The sequence below is a fragment of the Tabrizicola flagellatus genome (genome assembly GCF_046295235.1).
Classification (GTDB): Bacteria; Pseudomonadota; Alphaproteobacteria; order Rhodobacterales; family Rhodobacteraceae; genus Tabrizicola; species Tabrizicola flagellata_A.
On record NZ_JBKBLV010000004.1, the window covers coordinates 62,535 to 83,229 of the forward strand.

Genomic DNA, 20,695 nt, shown 5'->3' on the forward strand with positions numbered 1-20,695 from the left:
GGGGGCCTGCCATGCGCCAGATCGACCTTTCCCGCACCCTGCCGCAGGCGCGGATCCCTGAACTTCCGAACCCCTATTTCGGCAAGGTCCGCGATTGCTACGACCTGCCCGACGGCACGCGGCTCCTGATCTCGTCCGACCGGATTTCCGCGTTCGACCAGATACTTGCGGTGATCCCCTGGAAGGGCCAGGTGTTGACCCAGCTGGCCCGCTACTGGTTCGACCACACGGGCGACATCGCTGCCAACCACGTCATCGGCTACCCCGACCCGAACGTCGTCCACTGCAAGCGCGTCAGCATCCTGCCGGTCGAAATCGTGGTAAGGGGCTACCTCGCCGGCACCACGTCCACCTCGATCCTGACCCGCTACAAGGCCGGCGAGCGCACAATGTACGGCCATACCCTGCCAGAGGGTCTGCGCGACAACCAGGCCCTGCCGCAGGCGATCATCACCCCCACCTCGAAGGCCTTCGACGGTGGCCATGACGAGCCGCTGACGGCGGCCGAAATCGTCGGCACCGGGCTGTTAACGCAAGAGCAATGGGATGAGGTTAGCCAGAAGGCGCTGGCCCTTTTTGCCCGCGGGCAGAAGATGGCCGCCGACCGGGGCCTGATCCTGGTCGATACGAAATACGAATTCGGCACCGACGCGGAAGGGAACATCCTTCTGGCGGACGAAATCCACACGCCCGATTCCAGCCGCTACTGGATCGCGGATGGCTATGAGGAGGCATTCGTCAACGGCACCCGGCCGCCGAGTTTCGACAAGGACGTGATCCGCTCCTGGGTCGTCGCGCGCTGCGATCCCTACAGGGACCCGATCCCCGAGATTCCGGCCGAGATGATCGAACGGACCGCCCGGGTCTACATCGATGCCTACGAGCGGATCACCGGCCAGCCCTTCACCCCCGACGCGAGCGGGGAGACCCCGCTCGCCCGGGTCCGGGCCAACCTGGCGCGGTTCTTCAGCCCTTCGTGATCGGCACGCGCGCGGCGGCCGTCTTCTCGGGCTTTTTCGGCACGGTGACGGTCAGCACGCCGTCCTTCATCTCGGCCTTCACCCCGCCGGCGTCGGCGTCCGAGGGCAGGCGGAAGCTGCGGCTGAAGCTGCCGAACTGGCGTTCCGAGAAATACCAGGTATCGCCCTTCTCCTCGCGCTCGCTCTTCTTTTCGCCCTTGATCTGCAGCACGCCGTCCTCGACCGTGACGTGGATGTCGTCCTCGGCCACGCCGGGAAGTTCGACCGCGATGCGATAGGCCTCGCCGGACTGGCTGGCCTCGGCCGCAGGCGACAGCCAGTCGGCAAGCCGCGTGCCCATCATGCGGAAGGGTTCGTAGAGACTGGGCCAGAAACTGCCCGTTGACGATTTCTCGACCATGGGAACCTCCTGTTCCGAGTTGAATGAGGACAGTCTGGCGGCGACTCGCTCCCCGCGCCATGATCCGGGTCAAGGCGGGCAGGCTCTGGCGCGATAAACTTCAGTGGGGTATTTGCAGGCCGGTGCGGCGCGATGTTTGCGCTAACGAGGGCTGCGGCCTATGTTTCCGCAACTGCGGAGGGGACGATGATTCTGAGTTGCGGCGAAGCCCTGATCGACATGCTGCCCCGGACCTCGACGCTGGGCGAGGCCTGCTTTGCCCCCTATGCGGGAGGTGCCGTCTTCAACACAGCGATCGCTTTGGGGCGGCTCGGGGCGCCTTCGGCATTTTTCTCGGGCGTTTCCAATGACATGCTGGGCGAGATCCTCGCCGACACCCTGACGGCCTCGAAGGTCGACACCCGCTATCTGGCGCGGTCCGACCGGCCCACCACGGTTGCCTTCGTCAAGCTGGTGAACGGCCAGGCGACCTATGCCTTCTACGACGAGGGGACGGCGGGCCGGATGCTGGCCGAGGCCGATCTGCCCGACCTGCCCGCCGAGGTCTCGACCCTGTTCCTTGGCGGGATCAGCCTGGTGAACGACCCCGCCGCCTCGACCTACGAGGCGTTGCAGGCGCGCGAGTGCGGTCGGCGGGTCACCATGGTCGATCCGAATATCCGCCCGGGCTTCATCGCCGGGAAGGAAGCCGCCTACCGCGCGCGGATCGGGCGGATGCTGGCGCGGGCCGACATCGTCAAGCTGTCGGACGAGGATCTGCACTGGCTGGAAGGGCAGGGTGACCTGACCGCGTTGGCGCGTGCGATCCTGACCAGGGGGCCGAAGGTCGTGTTCATCACCGAGGGCGCCAAGGGGGCGCGGGCGGTGACGGCAACACAGGACATTTTCGTTGCGGCACGGAAGGTTGCGGTCGTAGATACGGTCGGCGCAGGCGACACATTCAACGCGGGCGTCCTGGCCGCGCTCCACCAGGCGGGGGCGCTGACCAAGGCGGGGATCGCCGCGCTGTCGGACGCCTCCCTGACCGAGGCGCTGTCACTTGGCACCCGGGCGGCGGCGGTCACGGTCAGCCGGGCCGGCGCGAACCCGCCCTGGGCGAACGAGCTGTGAGGGCTGTCCTCCAGCGGGTCAGCGAGGCGCGCGTCCATGTGGCGGGCGAGCTTGTCGGCGAGACCGGCAAGGGCTTCCTGATCCTGGTCTGCGCCATGGGTGGGGACACAGAAGCCGCGGCCGAGAGGCTTGCGGCCAAGGTCGCCAAGCTGCGGGTGTTCAAGGACGATCAGGGCAAGATGAACCTGTCGATCCGCGACATCGGCGGCGCTGCGCTGGTGGTCAGCCAGTTCACGCTGGCCGCCGACCTGCGCGGCAACCGCCCCGGATTCTCGACCGCCGCTCCACCGGCCGAGGGCGAAAGGCTGTATCTCCATTTCAGCCGTTGCCTCGAAAGGGAAGGCGTTCCGGTCGCCAACGGCCGGTTCGGGGCGGACATGGAGGTCAGTCTGGTCAATGACGGGCCGGTGACCATCTGGATGGACACCGACCAGGCCTGACCTCAGTTGAACGGATTGCCCGGCTTGGCCTGGGTGATCGCGTTGCCACATTCCACCAGCGCAGAGATGGAGGCGCTGGAACCGGCCAGCGAATAGTTCTGCACGTCAGACCCGTCGGCCGAGCGCAGATACAGCCGGTTGCCACGCGCCACCTCGGTGATGAAGTTCACCCCGGCCTTGCTGTCCGGCAGGTTGAACAGGACCGAGTTCTTGAAAAGCTCGGCGCCGGTCAGGTTCCATGGCGCGCGGCGGTCGATCTGCACGCCAAGGTCGGCGGTCTGGCCCTCGCCGAATTCCCAGGCGGTCGAATAGAACTGCAACTGGACGGAACCGTTCGGAAAGGTCCAGATCGAGAAGCTCTCGCCCGGTGCCGTCACCTCGGCCACACAACCGAAGCTGCCGTCATCCCAGCCGACTATCGAGACCTGCCAGTGCTTGTGCGAGAACAGGACCTCGCTTTCCTGTGCCTCGCCACCCGCAACCGACGCGACGACCAGTGCCGCCGCCAAATCCATCCGTATCTTCATCTTCGCCGTCCCGTTGACTTGTCGTTTCCCCCTGTCTCGCGCCGTCGCGCGATTCAGGCAAATGAAACTTCGGGCCAGAGACGGGACAATCCGTTCCTGTTGCGGGATCAGGCCGCCCATTCCCAGGGGTTGGCGAACTGGCCCAGAACCGCAGAGACCGCTGCATCCTCGACCGGGGCGGATTTCTGCAACTGCGCCACCAGCCCGCGCTTCTTGTCCTCGACCACCGCGGCAACCCGCGCGGGCACCCCGGCTTCGGCCAGGGCCGCGTCGAAGGTGCGGGTGATCGCCAGCCGGCGCAGGTCGGGCTTGAAGACCTTTCCCACCGCAGTCTTGGGCAGTTCCGGCAGGATTTCCAGATATTTGGGAATGGCCGCCCTTTCGCTGATATGCTTTGCCGCATAGTCCATCAGGTCATCGACCGTAGCCGACTTGCCCTTCACCAGTTCGACATAGGCGCAGGGCAACTCTCCCGCGTGGGCATCGGGCTGGCCTATGGCGCCCACGAAGCCCACTGCCTCGTGCCCCATCAGCGCCTCTTCGATGATCGCCGGGTCAATGTTGTGGCCGCCGCGAATGATCAGGTCCTTGGCCCGGCCGGTGATGAAGATGTAGCCGTCCGCGTCGATCCGACCGAGGTCGCCGGTGCGCAGGAAGCGGCCATCGGCGAACAGCTCGCGGTTCTTGTCGGCCTCGGTGTAGGTCGAGCCCTCATAGACCCCGGGATTCGAGACGCAGATCTCGCCCACCTCGTCCACCGCGCATTCGCGAAAGCCGATGGCGCCCTTCGAGGTCAGGATGCGGACCTGGGTGTAGGGGAAGGCCAACCCGACCGAGCCGATCTTCTTCACCCCGTCCGGCGGGTTGATCGAGACGAGGCAGGTGGCCTCGGTCAGGCCGTATCCTTCCACGATCTCGATGCCGGTTTCCTTCTTGAAGCGGTTGTAGAGTTCGACCGGCAGCGGAGAGGACCCCGAGAAGGCGTTCTTCAGGCTGGAGATGTCGGCATTGACCGGGCGCTGCATCAGCGCCGCAAGCGCCGTGGGCACGGTGATGAGATAGGTCACCCGGTAGCGTTCGATCAGCCGCCAGAGGTTGTCGAACACGCCCTCGCCCCGATAGCCCTGCGGTGTGGGGAAAACGACATGCGCGCCCGAGCCGATCATCGACATCAGGATCGGATAGCAGGCGAAGACGTGGAACAGGGGCAGCGGGCACATCACCACGTCGTCCGGCTTGAACAGGAGCGTGGTGCCCAGCCAGCCGTTGTAGATCATCCCGCTGGCCTTGTGCTGGGCCACCTTGGGCATGCCGGTGGTGCCGCCGGTGTGGAAATAGGCGGCGACGTGATCCTCGGTCCGGTCGGCGAAGGTCAGCTTGTCGGCCGGCATCCGCGCCAGTTCGGCGCGGAAATCCTTGATGTTCGCCGTATGCTGCGGCGGGTTCTTTGGCCGGATCCAGGGCACGATGACCTTCTTGAGCCCCGAAAGGTAGGGCACAAGGTCCACCTCCAGCACGGTCTTGACCGAGGGCGCGAACTGGACCGCCTCGGAGACCTTCTGCGGAAGGTCGGTCTTGGGGAAGGCCTTCAGCGTGACGACGACCCTGGCATTCGTCTCGCGCAGGATGGCGCTGATCTTTTCCGGCTCGAGCAGCGGGTTGATCGGGTTCACGATCCCCGCGACCATGCCGCCCAGCAGGGTGATCACGGTCTCCATCGCATTGGGCAGGACGAAGGCGACCACGTCCTTTTCGCCCACGCCAAGGCTGCGGAACAGGTTCGCGGCCTGCGTGACCTGCGCGTGCAACTCTGCCCAGGTCAGCGTGACCTTCTTCGTCTCGGGCCCGGAAAGGAGCTGGTAGCTGACCGCCGGACGAGCGCCGTGTCGGGCCTTGGCGCGGCCTAGAAAGTCGTAGATCGACCGGGCCTGGCCCCGGTCGGCCCAGGGCATCTCGGCCTCGATCGCGCGCAGGTCCGCTGCGGTAGCGAATGACGTCATCGGTTCCTCCCCTTCCTGCCCGCTGTGACCGCAGGCTTCAGACGAACATGGGGGCGGGAAACACGTTTGTGAAGCTGGTTTGTCCCGGTCACCCCTGTCGGGACGCGACGTCAGACCGATCCGTCGGTGAACTGGAGCCTGGCGAGACGGGCGTAAAGGCCATCCTCGGCGACCAACTGGTCATGGGTTCCCTGCGCCACGATCCGTCCCTGATCGAAGACGACGATGCGGTCGGCGCGTTTCACCGTGGCCAGACGGTGCGCCACGACCAGCGTCGTGCGTCCCTCCGACAGCTTCTCGACCGCCGCCTGCACCAGCCGTTCGCTTTCGGCATCCAGTGCCGAGGTCGCCTCGTCCAGGAGCAGGATCGGCGCATCGCGCAGGATGGCCCGTGCAATCGCCACCCGCTGCTTCTGCCCGCCCGACAGCATGACGCCGCGCTCGCCCAGATAGCTGTCATAGCCCTGCGGCAGCGCGGTCAGGAAATCATGCGCGGCGGCGGCCTTCGCGGCGGCCTCCACCTCGGCATCCGAGGCGTCGAGGCGGCCGAAGCGGATGTTCTCGCGCGCCGAGGCGGCGAAGATCACCGGATCCTGCGGCACGAGCGCGATGGCCTGGCGGAAGTCGCCGCGCGCCATGTCGGGCAGGGCCACACCGTCCAGGGTGATCCGGCCGGATTGCGGATCGTAGAAGCGCATCAGGAGTTGCAGGATCGTCGTCTTGCCCGCGCCGGAGGGACCGACCAGCGCCACGGTTTCCCCCGGCTTAACATGCAGGCTGACCCCGTTCAGCGCCGAAGCCTCGGGCCGGGCCGGATAGCGGAAGGTCACATCCTGAAAGCTGATCTCGCCGCGCACCGGGCGGGGCAGGGCGATTGGGCGGACCGGGTCCTGCACGGTATCCTCGGCCCCCAGCAGTTCCACCAGCCGCTCGGTCGCCCCGGCAGCCCGCTGGAGTTCTCCCCAGATCTCGGACAGGGCGCCCACGGCGCCGGCCACCATCACGGCATAGATCACGAACTGGATCAGGGCACCCACGGACATCACCTCGGCCCGCACGTCGCGCGCCCCGACCCAGAGGACGCCCACGATCCCGGCGAAGGTCAGGAAGATGACGATCACGGTCATCACCGCCCGTGTCCTGATCCGGGCCTTGGCCGCGGCAAAGCTCTTTTCGGTCACGTCGGCGAACTGGCTGCGTGTCGCGTCCTCATGGGTGAAGGCCTGCACGGTCTGCACCGAGAGCAGCGCCTCGGACGCCGCCCCCGAGGACGAGGCGATCCAGTCCTGGTTCTCGCGGGACAGCGCCCGCAGACGCCGGCCCAGCCCCACGATGGGCACGATGATCGCCGGAACGATCAGCAGGACCAGCCCGGTCAGCTTGGCCGAGGTCAGGAACATCAGCACCAGGCCACCCAGCAGGATCAGGACGTTGCGCAGGGCGACCGAGACCGAGGACCCGATGACCGACAGGATCAGCGTGGTGTCGGTCGTGATCCGGCTCAGGATCTCGCCGGTCAGGATGCGCTCGAAGAAGGCCGGGGACATGCCAAGCACGCGGTCGAACAGGGCGCGGCGGATGTCGGCCACCACCCGCTCGCCAAGGCGCGTGACGAGGTAGTAGCGAAAGCCGGTTCCGACGGCGAGCAGGGCGGCGATCCCCAGCGCGGCGGCGAAATACTGGTCCAGCAGGGCGGCATTGGCGTCGTTGAACCCGTCGATCACCCGGCGCACCGCAAGCGGCAGGACAAGGCTGACCGATGCGGTGAGCACCAGCGCCAGCAGCGCCAGCGCCGCAAGCCCGCGGTAGGGCCAGAGGAACGGCACGAGGCCGCGCAGCGCGCCCACCCGCTTCGACTTCGGCCGATCCTCGACCGCTGTTGTGTCCGCCATGCAACCGACTCCGCTTTCGTGGACGGGTTTAGTCTGCCGCAGGCCAAGGGACAAGCACTCCTGCCCGCGACGAAACGGTTGGGGCTTCCAAGCCTCCGCGCCCCGTGCCACCCTTGCGCCATGAGCAAGACACAGCATTTCCGCGCCGGAGACGGCGCCCGCCTGGCCTACCGTGACGAGGGGGACGGCCTGCCGCTGCTTTGCCTGCCGGGGCTTACGCGCAGCATGGCCGATTTCGACTATGTCATGCCGCACCTGCCGCCGTTGCGGCTGATCCGCATGGACTACCGCGGTCGCGGGGCCAGCGACTGGACCGGAGCCGCAACCTACACCGTGGCGCAGGAGGCGCGGGATGCCCTGGCGCTTCTGGATCATCTGGGGGTAGGGAAAGCCGCGATCCTCGGCACCTCGCGCGGCGGGCTGATCGGGATGTTCCTTGGTGCGACGGCGCGGGATCGGGTGCGGGGGCTGTGCCTCAACGATGTCGGCCCCGAGATCGCCCGCGACGGGCTGACCCGCATCTTCGACTATGTCGGCCGCAATCCGGCCGGCAAGACCCACGAGGGCTTTGCCGAACTGCTCTCGCGCTCTCCCGGCTTTGCAGGTGTGCCGATGTCGCGCTGGCTGGAGGAGGCACGCAAACACGCCGTGGAAACCCCGCAGGGCCTGCGCATCCCCTACGATCCCACCCTGCGCGAGGCCTTCCTCGCCGCCTTCGAGGGCCCGCAGGTGGACCTCTGGCCGCTGTTCGACGCGCTGGCCGGACTGCCGCTTGCACTGATCCGGGGCGCGAATTCCGACCTGCTGACCCGGGAGACGGTCGCGGAGATGCGCGCCCGCCGTCCCGACATGGCCTATGCCGAGGTGCCGGCGCGCGCGCATATCCCCTTTCTCGACGAACCCGAGGCGGTCGCGCTGATCCGCCGCTTCCTTGCGGATCTGCCATGACCGACATCGCCCTGATCGAGGCCGCCGCGGCCCGGCTTGCCGGCCATGTCCGCCGCACGCCGCTGTTGCACGCCCCGCTCCTCGACCGGCTGGCGGGACGGCGGGTGCTGGTCAAGGCCGAATGCCTGCAACTGACCGGCAGCTTCAAGGCGCGCGGCGGCTGGTCCGCGGTCTCGGCCCTGCCGGGCGAGGCGCGGGCGCGGGGCGTGATCGCCTATTCCTCGGGCAATCATGCGCAAGGCGTCGCCCATGCCGCCGCCCGGCATGGCTGCCCCTGCGTGATCCTGATGCCCTCCGACGCGCCGCAGGTGAAGATATCGAACACCAGGGCCTACGGTGCCGAGGTCGTGCTCTATGACCGCGCAACGCAGGACCGCGACGCCCTGGGTGCGGAGATCGCCGAGCGGCGTGGGCTGACCCTGATCCGACCCTACGACGACCCGCAGGTCATCGCCGGGCAGGGCACGGTGGGTCTCGAAATCGCCGAACAGGCCGCCGAGGCGGAAGTGACGGCCGCCGATGTGCTGGTCTGCTGCGGCGGTGGCGGGCTTTCGGCAGGGGTGGCGCTGGCCCTGGCCGACCGGGCGCCGGGCCTAAGGGTGCGGACCTGCGAACCCGAGGGTTTCGACGACATGGCGCGCTCGCTGGCCTCGGGCCGGGCCGAGCGCAATGCGACCGCCTCGGGCTCGATCTGCGACGCGATCCTGACGCCCACGCCGGGAGACCTGACCCTGCCGGTCCTGTCGCGCCTTGCCGGTCCGGGGCTGGCCGTCAGCGACGAACAGGCCCTGAAGGCGATGGTGCTGGCCTTCACCCACCTGCGCATCGTGCTGGAGCCCGGCGGCGCGGTCGCCATGGCCGCGGCGCTTTTCGCCAAGGATCTACCCGCGACTGTGATTGCCGTCGCAACCGGCGGCAACGTCGATCCTGCCCTCTTCGCGCGGGCCCTGGACTGCTTTGCATGACCCTGGTCTGGCTTGCCGATCTGCGGCTGAATGCCGAACTGTCCGGTCCCTCAACCACTCCGCCCGTGGTGCTGATCCACGGCCTCGGCCTGGACGCCAGGGTCTGGCAGGCGCTGATGCCTTCGCTTGTCGGGCACCGCGTCCTGCGGCTGGACCTGCGCGGTCACGGCGGCTCGGATACCCCGAACGCGCCTTATGCCATGGGCGCGCTCATCCGTGATGTCGAACGGCTGATCGACCATTTCGGACTGACCGGGACCGTGGTCCTGGGGGCCGGAGAAGGCGGGCTGATCGCACAGGGCCTTGCCATCAAGCGGCTGGATCTGGTGCGGGGTCTTGTCCTGACCGGCTCGGCCACGCGCTTCGCCAACCCCTCGGTCTGGGAAACGCGACTGGCGAGTCTGCGCGACACCGGCCCCGACCTGGAGGCGGACTGCGCCGCCCTGCTTGGCCCGCGCTGGCGCCAGTCTCCGGCGTTGGCGGAAGTCCGCGCCATGCTGGAGACCACGCGCCCCAACGGCTGGACCGGCTTCGCCGCTGCCATCGCCACCGCCGATTTCTACCAGACCACCGCCACCCTGCGACTGCCGACCCTCGTCCTGGCCGGCGGTGACGACCGCAAGACCCCACCCGACCTGCAACGCGAACTGGCCGATCTCGTTCCGGGCGCAAGTTTCCGCCTGATCCGCGGCGGCGGTCATTTGGCCATGCTGACCCACACAGCCGGGTTCTCCGATCCGCTGCTCGACTTTCTCGGTCGAATCGGCCATCGCTGAACTGAACTATTACTGCATTTCAACCGATCTCTTGCGCTTGCGCTGCCTTTGGTATGCACATTTCCAACATCTTCCGAACTTCCGATGCCCCAGATGCCTGCGTTGAGCCTCTGTCCCGTCCGCGTCACACCCTGTCGCTGATGAAGGGTCACCTTGCCCCCGAACCTCCTAGCTTGCCCTTTGCGAAATACTCCACGGGGGTGCGGGGGTGTGAAACCCCCGCTTCCAGGCCAGCAAGAGGGCGCGGCACATGAAACTGAAGGACCTCGAAATCTTCGTCGTCGCCCCGCCGTTTCCGGGTTGGGGCGGCCGCTACTGGATATTCCCGAAACTCACCACGGACACGGGCATCACCGGCTATGGCGAATGCTACGCCTCGACCGTCGGACCAAAGGTGATGCGCGCCGTCATCGAGGACGTGTTCGAACGCCACATGGCCGGCGAGACTCCGGAAAACATCGAACTGATGTTCCGTCGCACCTATTCCGCCGGCTTCACACAGCGCCCGGACCCCACGGTGATGGGCGCCTTCTCGGGATTGGAGATCGCCTGCTGGGACATCCTAGGCAAGGCGCGGAACCGCCCGGTCTGGGCGCTGCTCGGCGGACGGATGAACGACCGGATCCGCAGCTACACCTACCTGTACCCCGAACCCGGGAGGGAGTCGGCCGAGTTCTGGATCGATCCCGACGCCGCGGCGGAGGCCGCCGTCCGCTTCATGAACGCTGGCTTCACTGCAGTGAAGTTCGATCCGGCAGGCCCCTACACCATCCGCGGCGGCCACGAACCCGCCATGTCCGACATCAGCCGCTCCATTGCCTTCTGCAAGGAGATCCGCCGGGCGGTCGGCGACCGGGTGGACCTCCTCTTCGGCACGCATGGCCAGTTCAGCACCCCCGGCGCGATCCGGCTGGGACGAGAACTCGAGCCCTACAACCCGCTCTGGTACGAAGAGCCGATCCCGCCTGACAACCTGCTGGAATTCGCCGAGGTCGCGAAATTGGTCCGCGTGCCGCTCGCCACCGGCGAACGGCTGACCACCAAGGCGGAATTCGGCACGCTGTTGCGGGCGGGCGGGGTCAAGATCCTGCAGCCGGCGCTGGGCCGGGTCGGCGGGATATGGGAGGCCAAGAAGATCGCCGCCATGGCCGAGATCTTCAATGCGCAGATGGCGCCGCACCTTTACGCCGGGCCGGTGGAATGGGCGGCCAACGTGCACCTCTCGGCCTCCATCCCGAACCTGCTGATCGCCGAGACGATCGAGACCGGCGGCGCCTTCCACCAGCGGCTGATCCGCAACACGATCCGCTGGGAGGACGGCTACATCCTGCCGCCCGAGGCGCCTGGCCTCGGGATCGAGTTCGACGAGGACGTGGCCCGCGCCCATCCCTTCACCGGGACGGGGCTGCACCTTCAGATGCAGGAGGCGCCCTGCGACTATCGCCACGGCAACCGCTTCGAGGGCGGGGCGCCGAGCAGCAAGACCTGACGGCCGCCTCCGCGAGCACTTCATGCACTCGTCGGGACCTGCCGCGAGGAGTGCATGAAATGCTCGACGAGCGATTCCCGGAAATGGCGGGCCCAGAAGGACTCGAACCCTCAACCTCGGACTTAGAAGGTCCTTGCTCTATCCAGTTGAGCTATGGGCCCGCGCGCCGCCCTTTTGGGCCAAGCCGCAGGGTCAGGCAAGCACCTTCGTCATGAAGATCGAGTTCGGATCGTCCCAGTAGCCCTCGAAGGGGGGGCAGTCCTCGAACCCGGCGCGGGCATAGAGCGCCCGCGCGGCGGTGAAGGTGGGCTGCACGCCGGTCTCGAGGCTCAGCCGGCGATAGCCGTCGGCCCGGGCGCTGGCGACGAGGTGGTCGAGCATCGCCTTCGACAGGCCGCGTCCCCGCGCCTCGGCCAGGACATGCATCGACTTGATCTCGGCATGGGTGGCGTCGATCCGCTTGTAGGCGCCCATGGCCAGCGGCACCCCCTCCTCGCGCAGCACGAAGAAGCGGATGCCGGGCGCGGCCAGGGCGCCCTTGTCCATCATGTGGATCGATTCGGGCGGCGTGTCCGCGTGCATGTCTGCGGTATGGCGCTGGAACAGGAGCGCCAGGTCCGGCGTCAGCGGATGTTCCTCGGCGATCGAGAAGGCCATTCAGTGCGTCCAGGCGCCCTTGCGGTCGGTCGCGAAGTTCTCGCCATAGCCGCGCGGGCGGATGTTGGCCTTGCGCGGCTTGGGTTCGACCACGTCGTAGTCGAGCCCGTGGTCCGTGGCATAGGCCTCGGCGGCCTCGCGCGTCTCGAAGCGCAGGCGGACCTGGGACTGGGTGTCGGTGGACGAGGTCCAGCCCATCAGCGGGTCGATCTCGCGCTTCGAGGCGGGGGCGAATTCCAGCACCCAGGTGTGGGTCTTGGCGGTTCCCGACTGCATGGCGGTCTTGGCTGGCTGGTAGATGCGGGCGCGCATGGGCTGCTCCTTCGGATTCGATCCGTGTTATTCCGAAGCTTAGGGAAAAGCGCAAGCGCGAGATTGCCGGGAAAGGACTGCCGGTCGGCATCGACGAGTGTGGGTGGGGTGGGGTTCGAGGCCGACCGGCAGGGTCAGTTGCTGCTTGCCCCTTCACATTGGCCGATCCGCGCGGCGGAATCAACTGGAAGTTGTGCGGCGGGGCGGAATTTTCCTTCGCACCGCGGGGGCAGGGCTGGCGCCGCCTCAGGCCGGAGCGCGTTCCAGACGGGCGATGTGATAGCGGTTGTAGGTCCGGAAGGCCTCGGACGTGCGCGCGGTTCCGGTCAGGCGCTGCATCAGGTTCTCGCGCCGCTTGCGGGACAGGAAGAGGCCGATCAACCGCCCGAGCGCCCAATGCGCCATCGGCCGCTTGCGGTGCAGTTCCTCGGACACCCGGGTCACGCCATGGCCGAGCACGTGGAACAGCCGCTGTTCCAGGTCGATCGAGGGCGCTACGGCGTCGGTGATGTCCTCTTCGGCGGCCAGCACATAGCCCGTCTCGCGCACCGCCGCATGGAAGGCCGCGATCTGGTGGCCGCCGCCGGGTTGGGGGCCGTGGACGGCGCGGCCGCGATAGGCCTCGGTGCGGAAGCAGTCGGCGATCAGCACTTGCCCGCCGGGGGCGAGCAGCCGGGCGCATTTCGGCAGGCTTTCGCCCAGCGGGATGTACTGGAAGCTTTCCGAAAAGAGGCAGAGGTCGAAGGGGCCGGTGCCCTGGAACGCCTCGAAGGTGCATTCGTGGACGGTCGCGCCCGGCGCGTTCGCGCGGCAGCGGCCGGCGAGGAAGGGCGAGGGCACCACGATCTCGACCGAATGGCCGAGTGCGAGCAGCTTTTTCGCCGTCTCGCCCGCGCCGCCGCCGATGTCGAGGATGCGGAGCCGTCCCCCCGGTTCCACTGGCGGCAGGTAGCCGAAGAGCTTTGCGGTGTAGTTGTCCTGCGCCGCGCGGAGGTTGCCGGCTGTGACTTCAAGGCCGGTCCAGAGCCCGTAATGCAGGTTCTCGCCCCCCGTCAGCCAGCGGATGAAGGCGAGCCCCACGTCCAGCCCCGCCGCGCGCGTGTCGATCTTGTCTGCCATCATGCACCTCTTGGCCCCCGCTTACCGGCTTGCCCCCGCCGGGGCAACCTTGCCCTGCGGATTGGCGCTTGAAGGTGAACAAAAACGGATCAACTCTGGCCTGTCCCGAGTCGCGAAGGCCCGCCCGATGCCGCACAACAATTCCAACGCCCTGACCGAACGCCCGGAGGTCCTGACCAAGCCCAAGCTCGAGGGCGGGCGGCGGTTCGTCATGCAGACGCCGTTCCAGCCGGCGGGCGACCAGCCGACCGCGATCGCCGAACTGACCGCCGGCGTCCTGAACGGCGAGCGGGACCAGGTGCTCCTCGGCGCGACCGGCACCGGCAAGACCTTCACCATGGCCAAGGTGATCGAGGCCACCCAGCGCCCGGCGATCATCCTGGCGCCCAACAAGACGCTGGCTGCGCAATTGTACGGGGAATTCAAGGGCTTCTTCCCCGACAATGCGGTGGAATACTTCGTTTCCTACTACGACTACTATCAGCCCGAGGCCTATGTGCCGCGGACCGACACCTATATCGAGAAGGAAAGCCAGATCAACGAACAGATCGACCGGATGCGCCACTCGGCGACCCGGGCGCTTCTGGAGCGCGACGACGTGATCATCGTCGCCTCGGTCAGCTGCATCTACGGTATCGGCTCGGTCGAGACCTATTCGGCGATGACGGTCGATCTGGTGGTGGGCCAGCTTTACGACCAGCGCAAGGTGATGGCGGACCTGGTCGCGCAGCAGTATCGCCGGCTGGACGGCGCCTTCCAGCGCGGCGCCTTCCGGGTGCGGGGCGACAGTCTGGAGGTCTGGCCCGCCCACCTGGAAGACCGCGCCTGGCGGTTTTCCTTCTTCGGCGAGGAGCTGGAGGCGATCACCGAATTCGACCCGCTGACCGGGGCCAAGACCGACACGTTCAAGCAGATCCGCATATACGCCAACAGCCACTACGTCACCCCGCGTCCCACGCTGCAACAGGCGATCAAGGGCATCCGGGAAGAGCTGTTCCACCGGCTAAAGCAGTTGCAGGCCGAGGGGAAACTGCTGGAGGCGCAGCGGCTGGAACAGCGCACCAACTTCGACCTCGAGATGCTGGAGGCGACGGGCTCCTGCGCGGGCATCGAGAACTATTCGCGCTACCTCACTGGGCGCGCGCCTGGCGAGCCGCCGCCGACCCTGTTCGAGTTCATTCCCGACAATGCCATCGTCTTTGCGGATGAATCCCACGTCTCGGTGCCCCAGATCGGCGGCATGTATCGCGGCGACTTCCGGCGCAAGTTCACGCTGGCCGAACACGGGTTCCGGTTGCCGTCCTGCATGGACAACCGCCCGCTGAAGTTCGAGGAATGGGACGCGATGCGCCCGCAATCGGTCTTCGTTTCCGCCACCCCGGCCGCCTGGGAGATGGAGCAAACGGGGGGCGTCTTTACCGAACAGGTGATCCGCCCCACGGGCCTTCTGGACCCCGTCGTCGAAATCCGCCCCGTCGAGATGCAGGTGGACGACCTTCTTGACGAGATCCGGAAAGTCTCGGCCAGGGGCCTGCGGACGCTGGTCACGGTGCTGACCAAGCGCATGGCCGAGGACCTGACCGACTATCTGCACGAACAGGGCATCCGGGTGCGCTACATGCATTCGGACATCGACACGATCGAGCGGATCGAGATCCTGCGTGACCTGCGGCTTGGGGCCTTCGACGCGCTGGTGGGCATCAACCTGTTGCGTGAGGGGCTGGACATCCCTGAATGCGGGCTGGTCGCGATCCTCGATGCGGACAAGGAGGGCTTCCTGCGCTCCGAGACCAGCCTCATCCAGACCATCGGCCGCGCCGCGCGGAACGCCGAGGGCCGGGTCATCATGTATGCCGACCGGATCACCGGCAGCATGGAGCGGGCGCTTGCCGAGACCAACCGGCGGCGCGAGAAGCAGATGGCCTACAACCTGGAACACGGCATCACGCCCGAGACGGTGAAGAAGAACGTCGAGGACGTGCTGGCCGGCCTCTGGCAGGGCGACACGGACCAGAGCCGGATCACGACGAAGGTGGACAAGCCCATGGTCGGGTCCAATCTGGCGGCCCATCTCGACGCGCTGCGCGCGCAGATGCGCAAGGCCGCCGAGAACCTGGAGTTCGAGGAAGCCGCCCGCCTGCGCGACGAGATCAAGCGGCTGGAGGCGGTGGAGCTGGCCGTGGCCGACGATCCCTTCGCCCGGCAGGAGGTGATCGAGGAGGCCGTCAGCGAGGCGGTGAAGCGGACCGGGCGCTCGACAGCCGGGCGGGCCGGGCAGCGCGGCGGCAAGCGGTCGCGCGGGCGCGGCTGAAGGGATCGACAGGGACAGGCAGCATGGCCAATCACGACTACACGACGCGCATCCTCTGGACCGGCAACCGGGGCGAGGGGACGGCGCACTATCGCGCCTACGACCGCACCTGGGACATCGCGGTGCCGGGCAAGGCGCCCGTCCATTGTTCCAACGACCCGCTTCTGGGCGGCGATCCGGGGAAGATGAACCCGGAGGACCTGCTGTTGTCGGCGCTCTCGGCCTGTCACATGCTGTGGTATCTCCATTATGCCTCGGACGCGGGGATCGTCGTGACCGGGTATTCCGACCGCCCGCTGGGGGTGGGCGAGGTGGGGCGCGGCGGCGCGGGGCGGTTCGCGAAGGTGACGCTGCGGCCGCATGTCGTGGTGACGCCGGGGACGGACCTTGCGGCGGCCGAGGCGATCCACCACCGGATCCACGAGGTCTGCTTCATCGCCCGGTCGGTGAACTTTCCGGTGGATTACGCGCCGACCTTCGAGGTCCAGGCGTAACGCTCGTCGCAGGCTGCGCCGCTCCTCGCCGGGCGGCCCGCGACGACACGCCGAAGGCGCGGGAGGAGCCGTCACGGGCGCGACATCCGATGTCGCAAACCGGACGGTTTGCGCCCATGGCCCCCGCTAGGGTCGCGCCGGGGTCTGGGGGCGCGAATGGACGAGACCGATTATATCATCGTGGGCGCGGGCTCGGCCGGTTGCGTCCTGGCCGACCGGCTGACCGCGAGCGGTCGCCACAAGGTCACGGTGCTGGAAGCGGGCGGGACGGACCGGCGGTTCTATGTCCAGCTGCCGCTCGGCTACGGCAAGCTGTTCTACGATCCGGCGGTGAACTGGCTTTACAAGACCGAACCCGACCCGGGGCTGAACGGGGCGCAGGACCACTGGCCGCGCGGCAGGATCCTGGGCGGGTCCTCCAGCATCAACGCGATGGTCTGGATCCGCGGACATCGCGCGGATTACGAGGACTGGGGCCGCGCGGCGCCGGGCTGGGGCTGGGACGAATGTCTCGCAGCCTATCGCGCGCTGGAGGACAACGAGGCCGGCGCGGACGAATTCCGCGGGACCGGGGGGCCGCTGTTCATCTCGGCCAACCGGACGGGGCTGCATCCGCTGGTGGCAAGTTATGTCGCGGCCTGCGGCGAGGCGGGGCTGGCGGAGAACCCGGATTTCAACGGCGCGCGGCAGGAAGGCGCGGGCATCTACCAGATGACGATCAAGGCGGCCCGGCGCAATTCGGCGGCGCGGGCCTTCCTGCGGCCGGCGATGAAGCGGGCGAACCTGCGCGTGATGACGCGGGCGCTGGCGACGCGGGTGCTGATCGAGGGCGGCCGGGCGGTCGGGGTGGAGTATCGTCAGGGCGGCACGACGCGGGTCTTGCGGGCGCGCGCCGAGGTGATCCTGGCCGGGGGTGCGATCAACTCGCCACAGCTCTTGCAGCTGTCGGGCATCGGGCCGGGGGCGCTGTTGCAGGGGCTGGGGATCCCGGTCGTCCGCGACAATCCGAATGTCGGCGACCATCTGAGCGACCACCAGGGGCTGAACTATACCTGGTCGATGAAGGTGCCGACCTACAATGACGAGCTGCGCCCCTGGTGGGGCAAGCTGCGCGCGGGGTTGCAGTATGTCCTGGGCGGGGGCGGGCCCCTGTCGAAGTCGATCAACCATGGCGGCGGCTTCTTCCGCACGCATCCCGATCTCGACCGGCCGAACATGCAGCTGTATTTCCAGGCCTTCTCGACCCTGATCCCGCGCGGGGGCGAGCGGCCTATCCTGACGCCGGACCCCTGGTCGGGCATGTCGATCGGCCTGTCGAACTGCCGGCCGACGAGTCGGGGCCATATCCGGCTGCGGAGTCCCCGGGCGGAGGAGCATCCGGTGATCACCGCGAATGCCTATTCGACGAACACCGATGTCGAGGAGATGCTGGCCGCGGTGAAATTCGTCCGCCGCATCGCCGCGCAGCCGGCCCTGGCGGCACTGATCAAGGAAGAGCTGCGCCCGGGGCCGGAGGTGGTGACCGACGAGGAGCTGATCGCCGATTTCCGCGCCCGGTCGGGGACGGTCTATCACCCGAGCTGCACCTGCCGGATGGGGCAGGATCCGGAAGCCTCGGTGGTGGATCCGGGGCTGCGGGTGCATGGGGTCGGCGCGCTGCGGGTGATCGATGCCTCGGCCTTCCCGAACATCATCGCGGGCAACACCAATGCGCCGTCGATCCTGATGGGGTGGATGGGGGCCGAAAGGGTGCTGGCCGACGCTCGTTAGGGCAAGGGGCCGTCCTTGCGGCATCGAGCCGCGCGGACGGCGGGCCTCCGGCGGGAGTATTTGCAAAAGGGCAAGGGGGGCACAGGCTGCGCGCCCCGGCCTATTCGCCGCGGGGGAAGCGCTTCTGTTCCTCCAGCACGTTCAGGTCCATGTGGTTGCGCATGTAGCGTTCGCTGGCGGCGCGGAGCGGCTGGTAGTCCCAGGGGAAATAGGCGCCGTTGCGGAGCGCCTCGTAGACGACCCAGCGCCGGGCCTGGCTTTCGCGGACCTGGGCGTCATAGGCGGCAAGGTCCCAGCGGGCATCGGCAAGCTTGCGGAAATGCGCGAGGATTTCGGCCGCGCGGGGGTCGGCGGCGAGGTTCGTCGTCTCGCCCGGGTCGTTGGCCACGTCGAAAAGCATCTCGGGGTCGGCCGGGCAGCGGATGTATTTCCAGGCGCCCTCGCGCAGGGCGACGAGCGGCGTGATCGAGCCTTCGGCGGCATATTCCATCGCCACCGGCCCGCGCGGGGCGCCGTTCGCCACCGGGACCAGGTTGACGCCTTCGGTCCAGGGCGCGACCTCGTCCATCGAGATGCCGGCCAGCGCCGCGAGCGTGGGGGCGAGGTCGATGGAGGAGACCGGGGTGTCGATCCGGCCAGTGGGCATTTCGGGGGCCGCGATCATCAGGGGGACGCGGGCCGAGCCTTCGAAGAAATTCATCTTGAACCAAAGGCCTTTCTCCCCAAGCATCTCGCCGTGGTCGGACAGGAAGAGGATGTGGGCCTCCTGCCGCGTCGCCTCCAGAACGCCAAGGATCTCGCCGATCTTGTCGTCGATGTAGGAGATGTTGGCGAAATAGGCGCGGCGGGCGCGGCGGATGTGGTCCGGGGTGATCGTGAGCGCGCGCCAGTCGCAGGCGTCCATCAGGCGCTGGGAATGGGGGTCCATGTCCTCATAGGCCAGCGGCGCGGGAGGTTCGCATTCCGGGGCACCTTCGTAGAGGTCCCAGTACTTGCGGCGGGCGACAAAGGGGTCGTGCGGGTGGGTGAAGCTGACGGTCAGCGCCCAGGGGCGGGGATCGGCCCCGCGCGACAGGTCGTAAAGCTTCTGCACAGCCTGGAAGGCCACGTCGTCGTCGTATTCGTACTGGTTGGTGATCTCGGCCACCCCGGCGCCGGTGACCGAGCCAAGGTTGTGGTACCACCAGTCGATGCGTTCCCCCGGTTTGCGGTAATCCGGGGTCCAGCCGAAATCGGCGGGGTAGATGTCGGTGGTCAGGCGCTGCTCAAACCCGTGCAGTTGGTCGGGGCCGACGAAATGCATCTTGCCGCTGAGGGCGGTCTGGTATCCGGCGCGGCGCAGGTGGTGGGCGTAGGTCGGGATGTCCGAGGCGAATTCGGCGGCGTTGTCATAGACCCGGGTGCGGGAGGGGAGCTGGCCGGACATGAAGCTGGCGCGGGCGGGCGCGCAGAGCGGCGAGGCGGTATAGCAGTTGGCGAAGCGGGTGGAGCGGGCCGCCAGCCGCTTCAGGTTCGGGGCGTGCAGGAAATCCGCCGGGCCGTCGGGGAACAGCGTCCCGTTCAGCTGATCGACCATGAAGATCAGAAGGTTGGGCTTGGTCATCGGGCGGTCCTTTCCGGCAGCTGACCGCCTGTCTAGACCCTTGGGCCGGCCGGTCTGGTCCCCGACCGACCGCCTCATGTCGAAAGCGTCACGCGGGCCGGGTGCCGCCCGTGGCCTCGGTCACCTGATCCGCCGCCGCCCTGACCAGGGCGCCGATCCGGGTCGCGTCCGACAGGCCCATGCGGAAGGCGGGGCCCGAGACGGAGAGGCCCGCCACGGGTTCGCCGTGCGCGTTGAAGATCGGGGCGGCGACGCAGCGCATCCCCTCGGCGCGTTCCTGGTCGTCGATGGAAAAGCCACGCTCCCGCGTGCGGTTGAGGTCGCGGAGGAGGGCCGCTTCGCTGGTCAGCGTCAGCGAGGTGAACTTTTCCAGCCCCTTGCGGGCGAGGATGTCGCGGGTCTTCTCCTCGGGATACCAGGCGAGAAGCGCCTTGCCGATGCCCGAGGAATGCATCGGCGCACGGGTGCCGGGGGGGAAGAAGGCACGGATCGCCTCGTAGGTTTCGACCTGTGCGACGAACAGGACCTCGTCGCGGACCTCGCTCCCGAGGTTCGCGGTTTCCCCGGTCTCGCGCATCAGGGCATCCATGGGTTGGCGGGCGCGTTCGACCACCTTGGTCCGGCGCAGGAAGGCAGAGCCGACGCGGAAGGCGCCCGGACCGACATACCAGAACTGGCCGGGCTCGTCGGCTTCGACCATGCCATGCCGCTGCAAGGTGACCAGGGCGCGGAAGACGGTGGCAATGGCCTCGCCCGTCTCCTCGGCGATTTCGGAAAGCGTGCGGCCCGGGGTCAGCGCGACGAAGGACAGGATGTCGAGGCCGCGGTCCAGGGCCTGCACGGTGTTCTGGTCCGTCTTGTCGTTGAACGCCTTCGGGCGGCCACGGGGTTTCTGGGCCATC

Annotated in this window: 19 protein-coding genes and 1 tRNA gene; 10 read left to right on the top strand and 10 right to left on the bottom strand. The window is 67.7% G+C overall.

The features are described 5' to 3' along the window. Positions 1-11 precede the first annotated feature (11 nt). Positions 12-980 (top strand): phosphoribosylaminoimidazolesuccinocarboxamide synthase, encoded by a 969-nt coding sequence (locus ACK4IU_RS02530; protein ID WP_409731288.1) that lies wholly within the window; start codon positions 12-14, stop codon positions 978-980. On the opposite strand, the gene ACK4IU_RS02535 is transcribed toward ACK4IU_RS02530, so the two are convergent. Beyond that, positions 967-1,380, bottom strand: a complete 414-nt coding sequence (locus ACK4IU_RS02535) for an Hsp20/alpha crystallin family protein (RefSeq protein WP_409731290.1) — start codon at positions 1,378-1,380, stop codon at positions 967-969. The two genes, ACK4IU_RS02530 and ACK4IU_RS02535, sit on opposite strands and share 14 nt — an antisense overlap. Before the next feature lie 186 nt (positions 1,381-1,566). On the opposite strand from ACK4IU_RS02535, the gene ACK4IU_RS02540 reads away from it, so the two are divergent. Together ACK4IU_RS02540 and dtd are read left to right on the top strand one after the other, a co-directional pair. After that, a complete protein-coding gene (locus ACK4IU_RS02540) occupies positions 1,567-2,490 on the top strand; it encodes a carbohydrate kinase family protein (protein WP_409731292.1) in 924 nt (307 codons plus the stop codon). Beyond that, positions 2,487-2,930 carry a D-aminoacyl-tRNA deacylase gene (dtd, locus tag ACK4IU_RS02545; protein ID WP_409731294.1) on the top strand — a complete coding sequence of 148 codons (444 nt, stop codon included), beginning with the start codon at positions 2,487-2,489 and terminating at the stop codon, positions 2,928-2,930. The genes ACK4IU_RS02540 and dtd overlap by 4 nt, the downstream gene beginning before the upstream one ends. A 2-nt stretch (positions 2,931-2,932) precedes the next feature. Here the strand turns inward: dtd and ACK4IU_RS02550 are convergent, their stop codons facing one another. The 3 genes from ACK4IU_RS02550 to ACK4IU_RS02560 form a co-directional block, all read right to left on the bottom strand. Beyond that, positions 2,933-3,457: a hypothetical protein gene (locus ACK4IU_RS02550; protein WP_409731296.1), complete on the bottom strand. Its 525-nt coding sequence runs from the start codon at positions 3,455-3,457 to the stop codon at positions 2,933-2,935. Between the two features lie 107 nt (positions 3,458-3,564). Continuing rightward, positions 3,565-5,457, bottom strand: a complete 1,893-nt coding sequence (locus ACK4IU_RS02555) for an acyl-CoA synthetase (protein WP_409731298.1) — start codon at positions 5,455-5,457, stop codon at positions 3,565-3,567. Positions 5,458-5,567: 110 nt separating this feature from the next. Further along, entirely contained in the window at positions 5,568-7,349 is a 1,782-nt protein-coding gene (locus ACK4IU_RS02560; RefSeq protein WP_409731300.1) for an ABC transporter transmembrane domain-containing protein, read from the bottom strand. Positions 7,350-7,469: 120 nt separating this feature from the next. On the opposite strand from ACK4IU_RS02560, the gene ACK4IU_RS02565 reads away from it, so the two are divergent. From ACK4IU_RS02565 to ACK4IU_RS02580, 4 genes are all read left to right on the top strand, one after another. Further along, complete coding sequence (locus ACK4IU_RS02565) at positions 7,470-8,297, top strand: alpha/beta fold hydrolase (protein ID WP_409731302.1); 828 nt, start codon at positions 7,470-7,472, stop codon at positions 8,295-8,297. Continuing rightward, positions 8,294-9,262: a threonine/serine dehydratase gene (locus tag ACK4IU_RS02570; protein WP_409731304.1), complete on the top strand. Its 969-nt coding sequence runs from the start codon at positions 8,294-8,296 to the stop codon at positions 9,260-9,262. The genes ACK4IU_RS02565 and ACK4IU_RS02570 overlap by 4 nt, the downstream gene beginning before the upstream one ends. Continuing rightward, positions 9,259-10,038 (top strand): alpha/beta fold hydrolase, encoded by a 780-nt coding sequence (locus tag ACK4IU_RS02575; protein WP_409731306.1) that lies wholly within the window; start codon positions 9,259-9,261, stop codon positions 10,036-10,038. The genes ACK4IU_RS02570 and ACK4IU_RS02575 overlap by 4 nt, the downstream gene beginning before the upstream one ends. A gap of 250 nt (positions 10,039-10,288) precedes the next feature. Continuing rightward, positions 10,289-11,527 carry a mandelate racemase/muconate lactonizing enzyme family protein gene (locus tag ACK4IU_RS02580; RefSeq protein WP_409731308.1) on the top strand — a complete coding sequence of 413 codons (1,239 nt, stop codon included), beginning with the start codon at positions 10,289-10,291 and terminating at the stop codon, positions 11,525-11,527. Between the two features lie 84 nt (positions 11,528-11,611). On the opposite strand, the gene ACK4IU_RS02585 is transcribed toward ACK4IU_RS02580, so the two are convergent. From ACK4IU_RS02585 to ACK4IU_RS02600, 4 genes are all read right to left on the bottom strand, one after another. Further along, a tRNA-Arg gene (locus ACK4IU_RS02585) sits at positions 11,612-11,688 on the bottom strand. A gap of 31 nt (positions 11,689-11,719) precedes the next feature. Continuing rightward, positions 11,720-12,184, bottom strand: a complete 465-nt coding sequence (locus ACK4IU_RS02590) for a GNAT family N-acetyltransferase (protein ID WP_409731310.1) — start codon at positions 12,182-12,184, stop codon at positions 11,720-11,722. After that, a complete protein-coding gene (locus ACK4IU_RS02595) occupies positions 12,185-12,496 on the bottom strand; it encodes an ETC complex I subunit (RefSeq protein ID WP_409731312.1) in 312 nt (103 codons plus the stop codon). Positions 12,497-12,742: 246 nt separating this feature from the next. Continuing rightward, positions 12,743-13,615: a class I SAM-dependent methyltransferase gene (locus ACK4IU_RS02600; protein ID WP_409731314.1), complete on the bottom strand. Its 873-nt coding sequence runs from the start codon at positions 13,613-13,615 to the stop codon at positions 12,743-12,745. A 127-nt stretch (positions 13,616-13,742) separates the two neighbouring features. Between ACK4IU_RS02600 and uvrB the strand changes: the two genes are divergently transcribed. The 3 genes from uvrB (at position 13,743) to ACK4IU_RS02615 (ending at position 18,190) form a co-directional block, all read left to right on the top strand. Next, complete coding sequence (uvrB, locus tag ACK4IU_RS02605) at positions 13,743-15,926, top strand: excinuclease ABC subunit UvrB (protein WP_409731316.1); 2,184 nt, start codon at positions 13,743-13,745, stop codon at positions 15,924-15,926. 23 nt (positions 15,927-15,949) lie between these two features. Then, positions 15,950-16,420: an OsmC family protein gene (locus tag ACK4IU_RS02610; protein WP_409731318.1), complete on the top strand. Its 471-nt coding sequence runs from the start codon at positions 15,950-15,952 to the stop codon at positions 16,418-16,420. A 156-nt stretch (positions 16,421-16,576) separates the two neighbouring features. Further along, positions 16,577-18,190, top strand: a complete 1,614-nt coding sequence (locus ACK4IU_RS02615; protein WP_409731320.1) for a GMC family oxidoreductase — start codon at positions 16,577-16,579, stop codon at positions 18,188-18,190. Between the two features lie 100 nt (positions 18,191-18,290). On the opposite strand, the gene betC is transcribed toward ACK4IU_RS02615, so the two are convergent. Together betC and bhcR are read right to left on the bottom strand one after the other, a co-directional pair. Further along, positions 18,291-19,793: a choline-sulfatase gene (gene betC, locus ACK4IU_RS02620; RefSeq protein WP_409731322.1), complete on the bottom strand. Its 1,503-nt coding sequence runs from the start codon at positions 19,791-19,793 to the stop codon at positions 18,291-18,293. A gap of 88 nt (positions 19,794-19,881) precedes the next feature. Next, entirely contained in the window at positions 19,882-20,694 is an 813-nt protein-coding gene (gene bhcR, locus ACK4IU_RS02625; protein WP_409731324.1) for an HTH-type transcriptional regulator BhcR, read from the bottom strand. Between the last annotated feature and the right edge of the window lies 1 nt (position 20,695).

Excerpts from the sequence above, each read along its gene's own strand:
- ACK4IU_RS02610 (WP_409731318.1), top strand. The coding sequence starts at position 15,950 with ATGGCCAATCACGACTACACGACGCGCATCCTCTGGACCGGCAACCGG.
- bhcR (WP_409731324.1), bottom strand. The coding sequence starts at position 20,694 with ATGGCCCAGAAACCCCGTGGCCGCCCGAAGGCGTTCAACGACAAGACG.
- ACK4IU_RS02535 (WP_409731290.1), bottom strand. The coding sequence starts at position 1,380 with ATGGTCGAGAAATCGTCAACGGGCAGTTTCTGGCCCAGTCTCTACGAA.
- uvrB (WP_409731316.1), top strand. The coding sequence starts at position 13,743 with ATGCCGCACAACAATTCCAACGCCCTGACCGAACGCCCGGAGGTCCTG.
- ACK4IU_RS02570 (WP_409731304.1), top strand. The coding sequence starts at position 8,294 with ATGACCGACATCGCCCTGATCGAGGCCGCCGCGGCCCGGCTTGCCGGC.
- ACK4IU_RS02530 (WP_409731288.1), top strand. The coding sequence starts at position 12 with ATGCGCCAGATCGACCTTTCCCGCACCCTGCCGCAGGCGCGGATCCCT.
- ACK4IU_RS02590 (WP_409731310.1), bottom strand. The coding sequence starts at position 12,184 with ATGGCCTTCTCGATCGCCGAGGAACATCCGCTGACGCCGGACCTGGCG.
- ACK4IU_RS02560 (WP_409731300.1), bottom strand. The coding sequence starts at position 7,349 with ATGGCGGACACAACAGCGGTCGAGGATCGGCCGAAGTCGAAGCGGGTG.
- ACK4IU_RS02615 (WP_409731320.1), top strand. The coding sequence starts at position 16,577 with ATGGACGAGACCGATTATATCATCGTGGGCGCGGGCTCGGCCGGTTGC.
- ACK4IU_RS02575 (WP_409731306.1), top strand. The coding sequence starts at position 9,259 with ATGACCCTGGTCTGGCTTGCCGATCTGCGGCTGAATGCCGAACTGTCC.
- ACK4IU_RS02550 (WP_409731296.1), bottom strand. The coding sequence starts at position 3,457 with ATGAAGATACGGATGGATTTGGCGGCGGCACTGGTCGTCGCGTCGGTT.
- ACK4IU_RS02565 (WP_409731302.1), top strand. The coding sequence starts at position 7,470 with ATGAGCAAGACACAGCATTTCCGCGCCGGAGACGGCGCCCGCCTGGCC.
- ACK4IU_RS02555 (WP_409731298.1), bottom strand. The coding sequence starts at position 5,457 with ATGACGTCATTCGCTACCGCAGCGGACCTGCGCGCGATCGAGGCCGAG.
- ACK4IU_RS02540 (WP_409731292.1), top strand. The coding sequence starts at position 1,567 with ATGATTCTGAGTTGCGGCGAAGCCCTGATCGACATGCTGCCCCGGACC.
- ACK4IU_RS02600 (WP_409731314.1), bottom strand. The coding sequence starts at position 13,615 with ATGGCAGACAAGATCGACACGCGCGCGGCGGGGCTGGACGTGGGGCTC.
- ACK4IU_RS02595 (WP_409731312.1), bottom strand. The coding sequence starts at position 12,496 with ATGCGCGCCCGCATCTACCAGCCAGCCAAGACCGCCATGCAGTCGGGA.
- ACK4IU_RS02580 (WP_409731308.1), top strand. The coding sequence starts at position 10,289 with ATGAAACTGAAGGACCTCGAAATCTTCGTCGTCGCCCCGCCGTTTCCG.
- betC (WP_409731322.1), bottom strand. The coding sequence starts at position 19,793 with ATGACCAAGCCCAACCTTCTGATCTTCATGGTCGATCAGCTGAACGGG.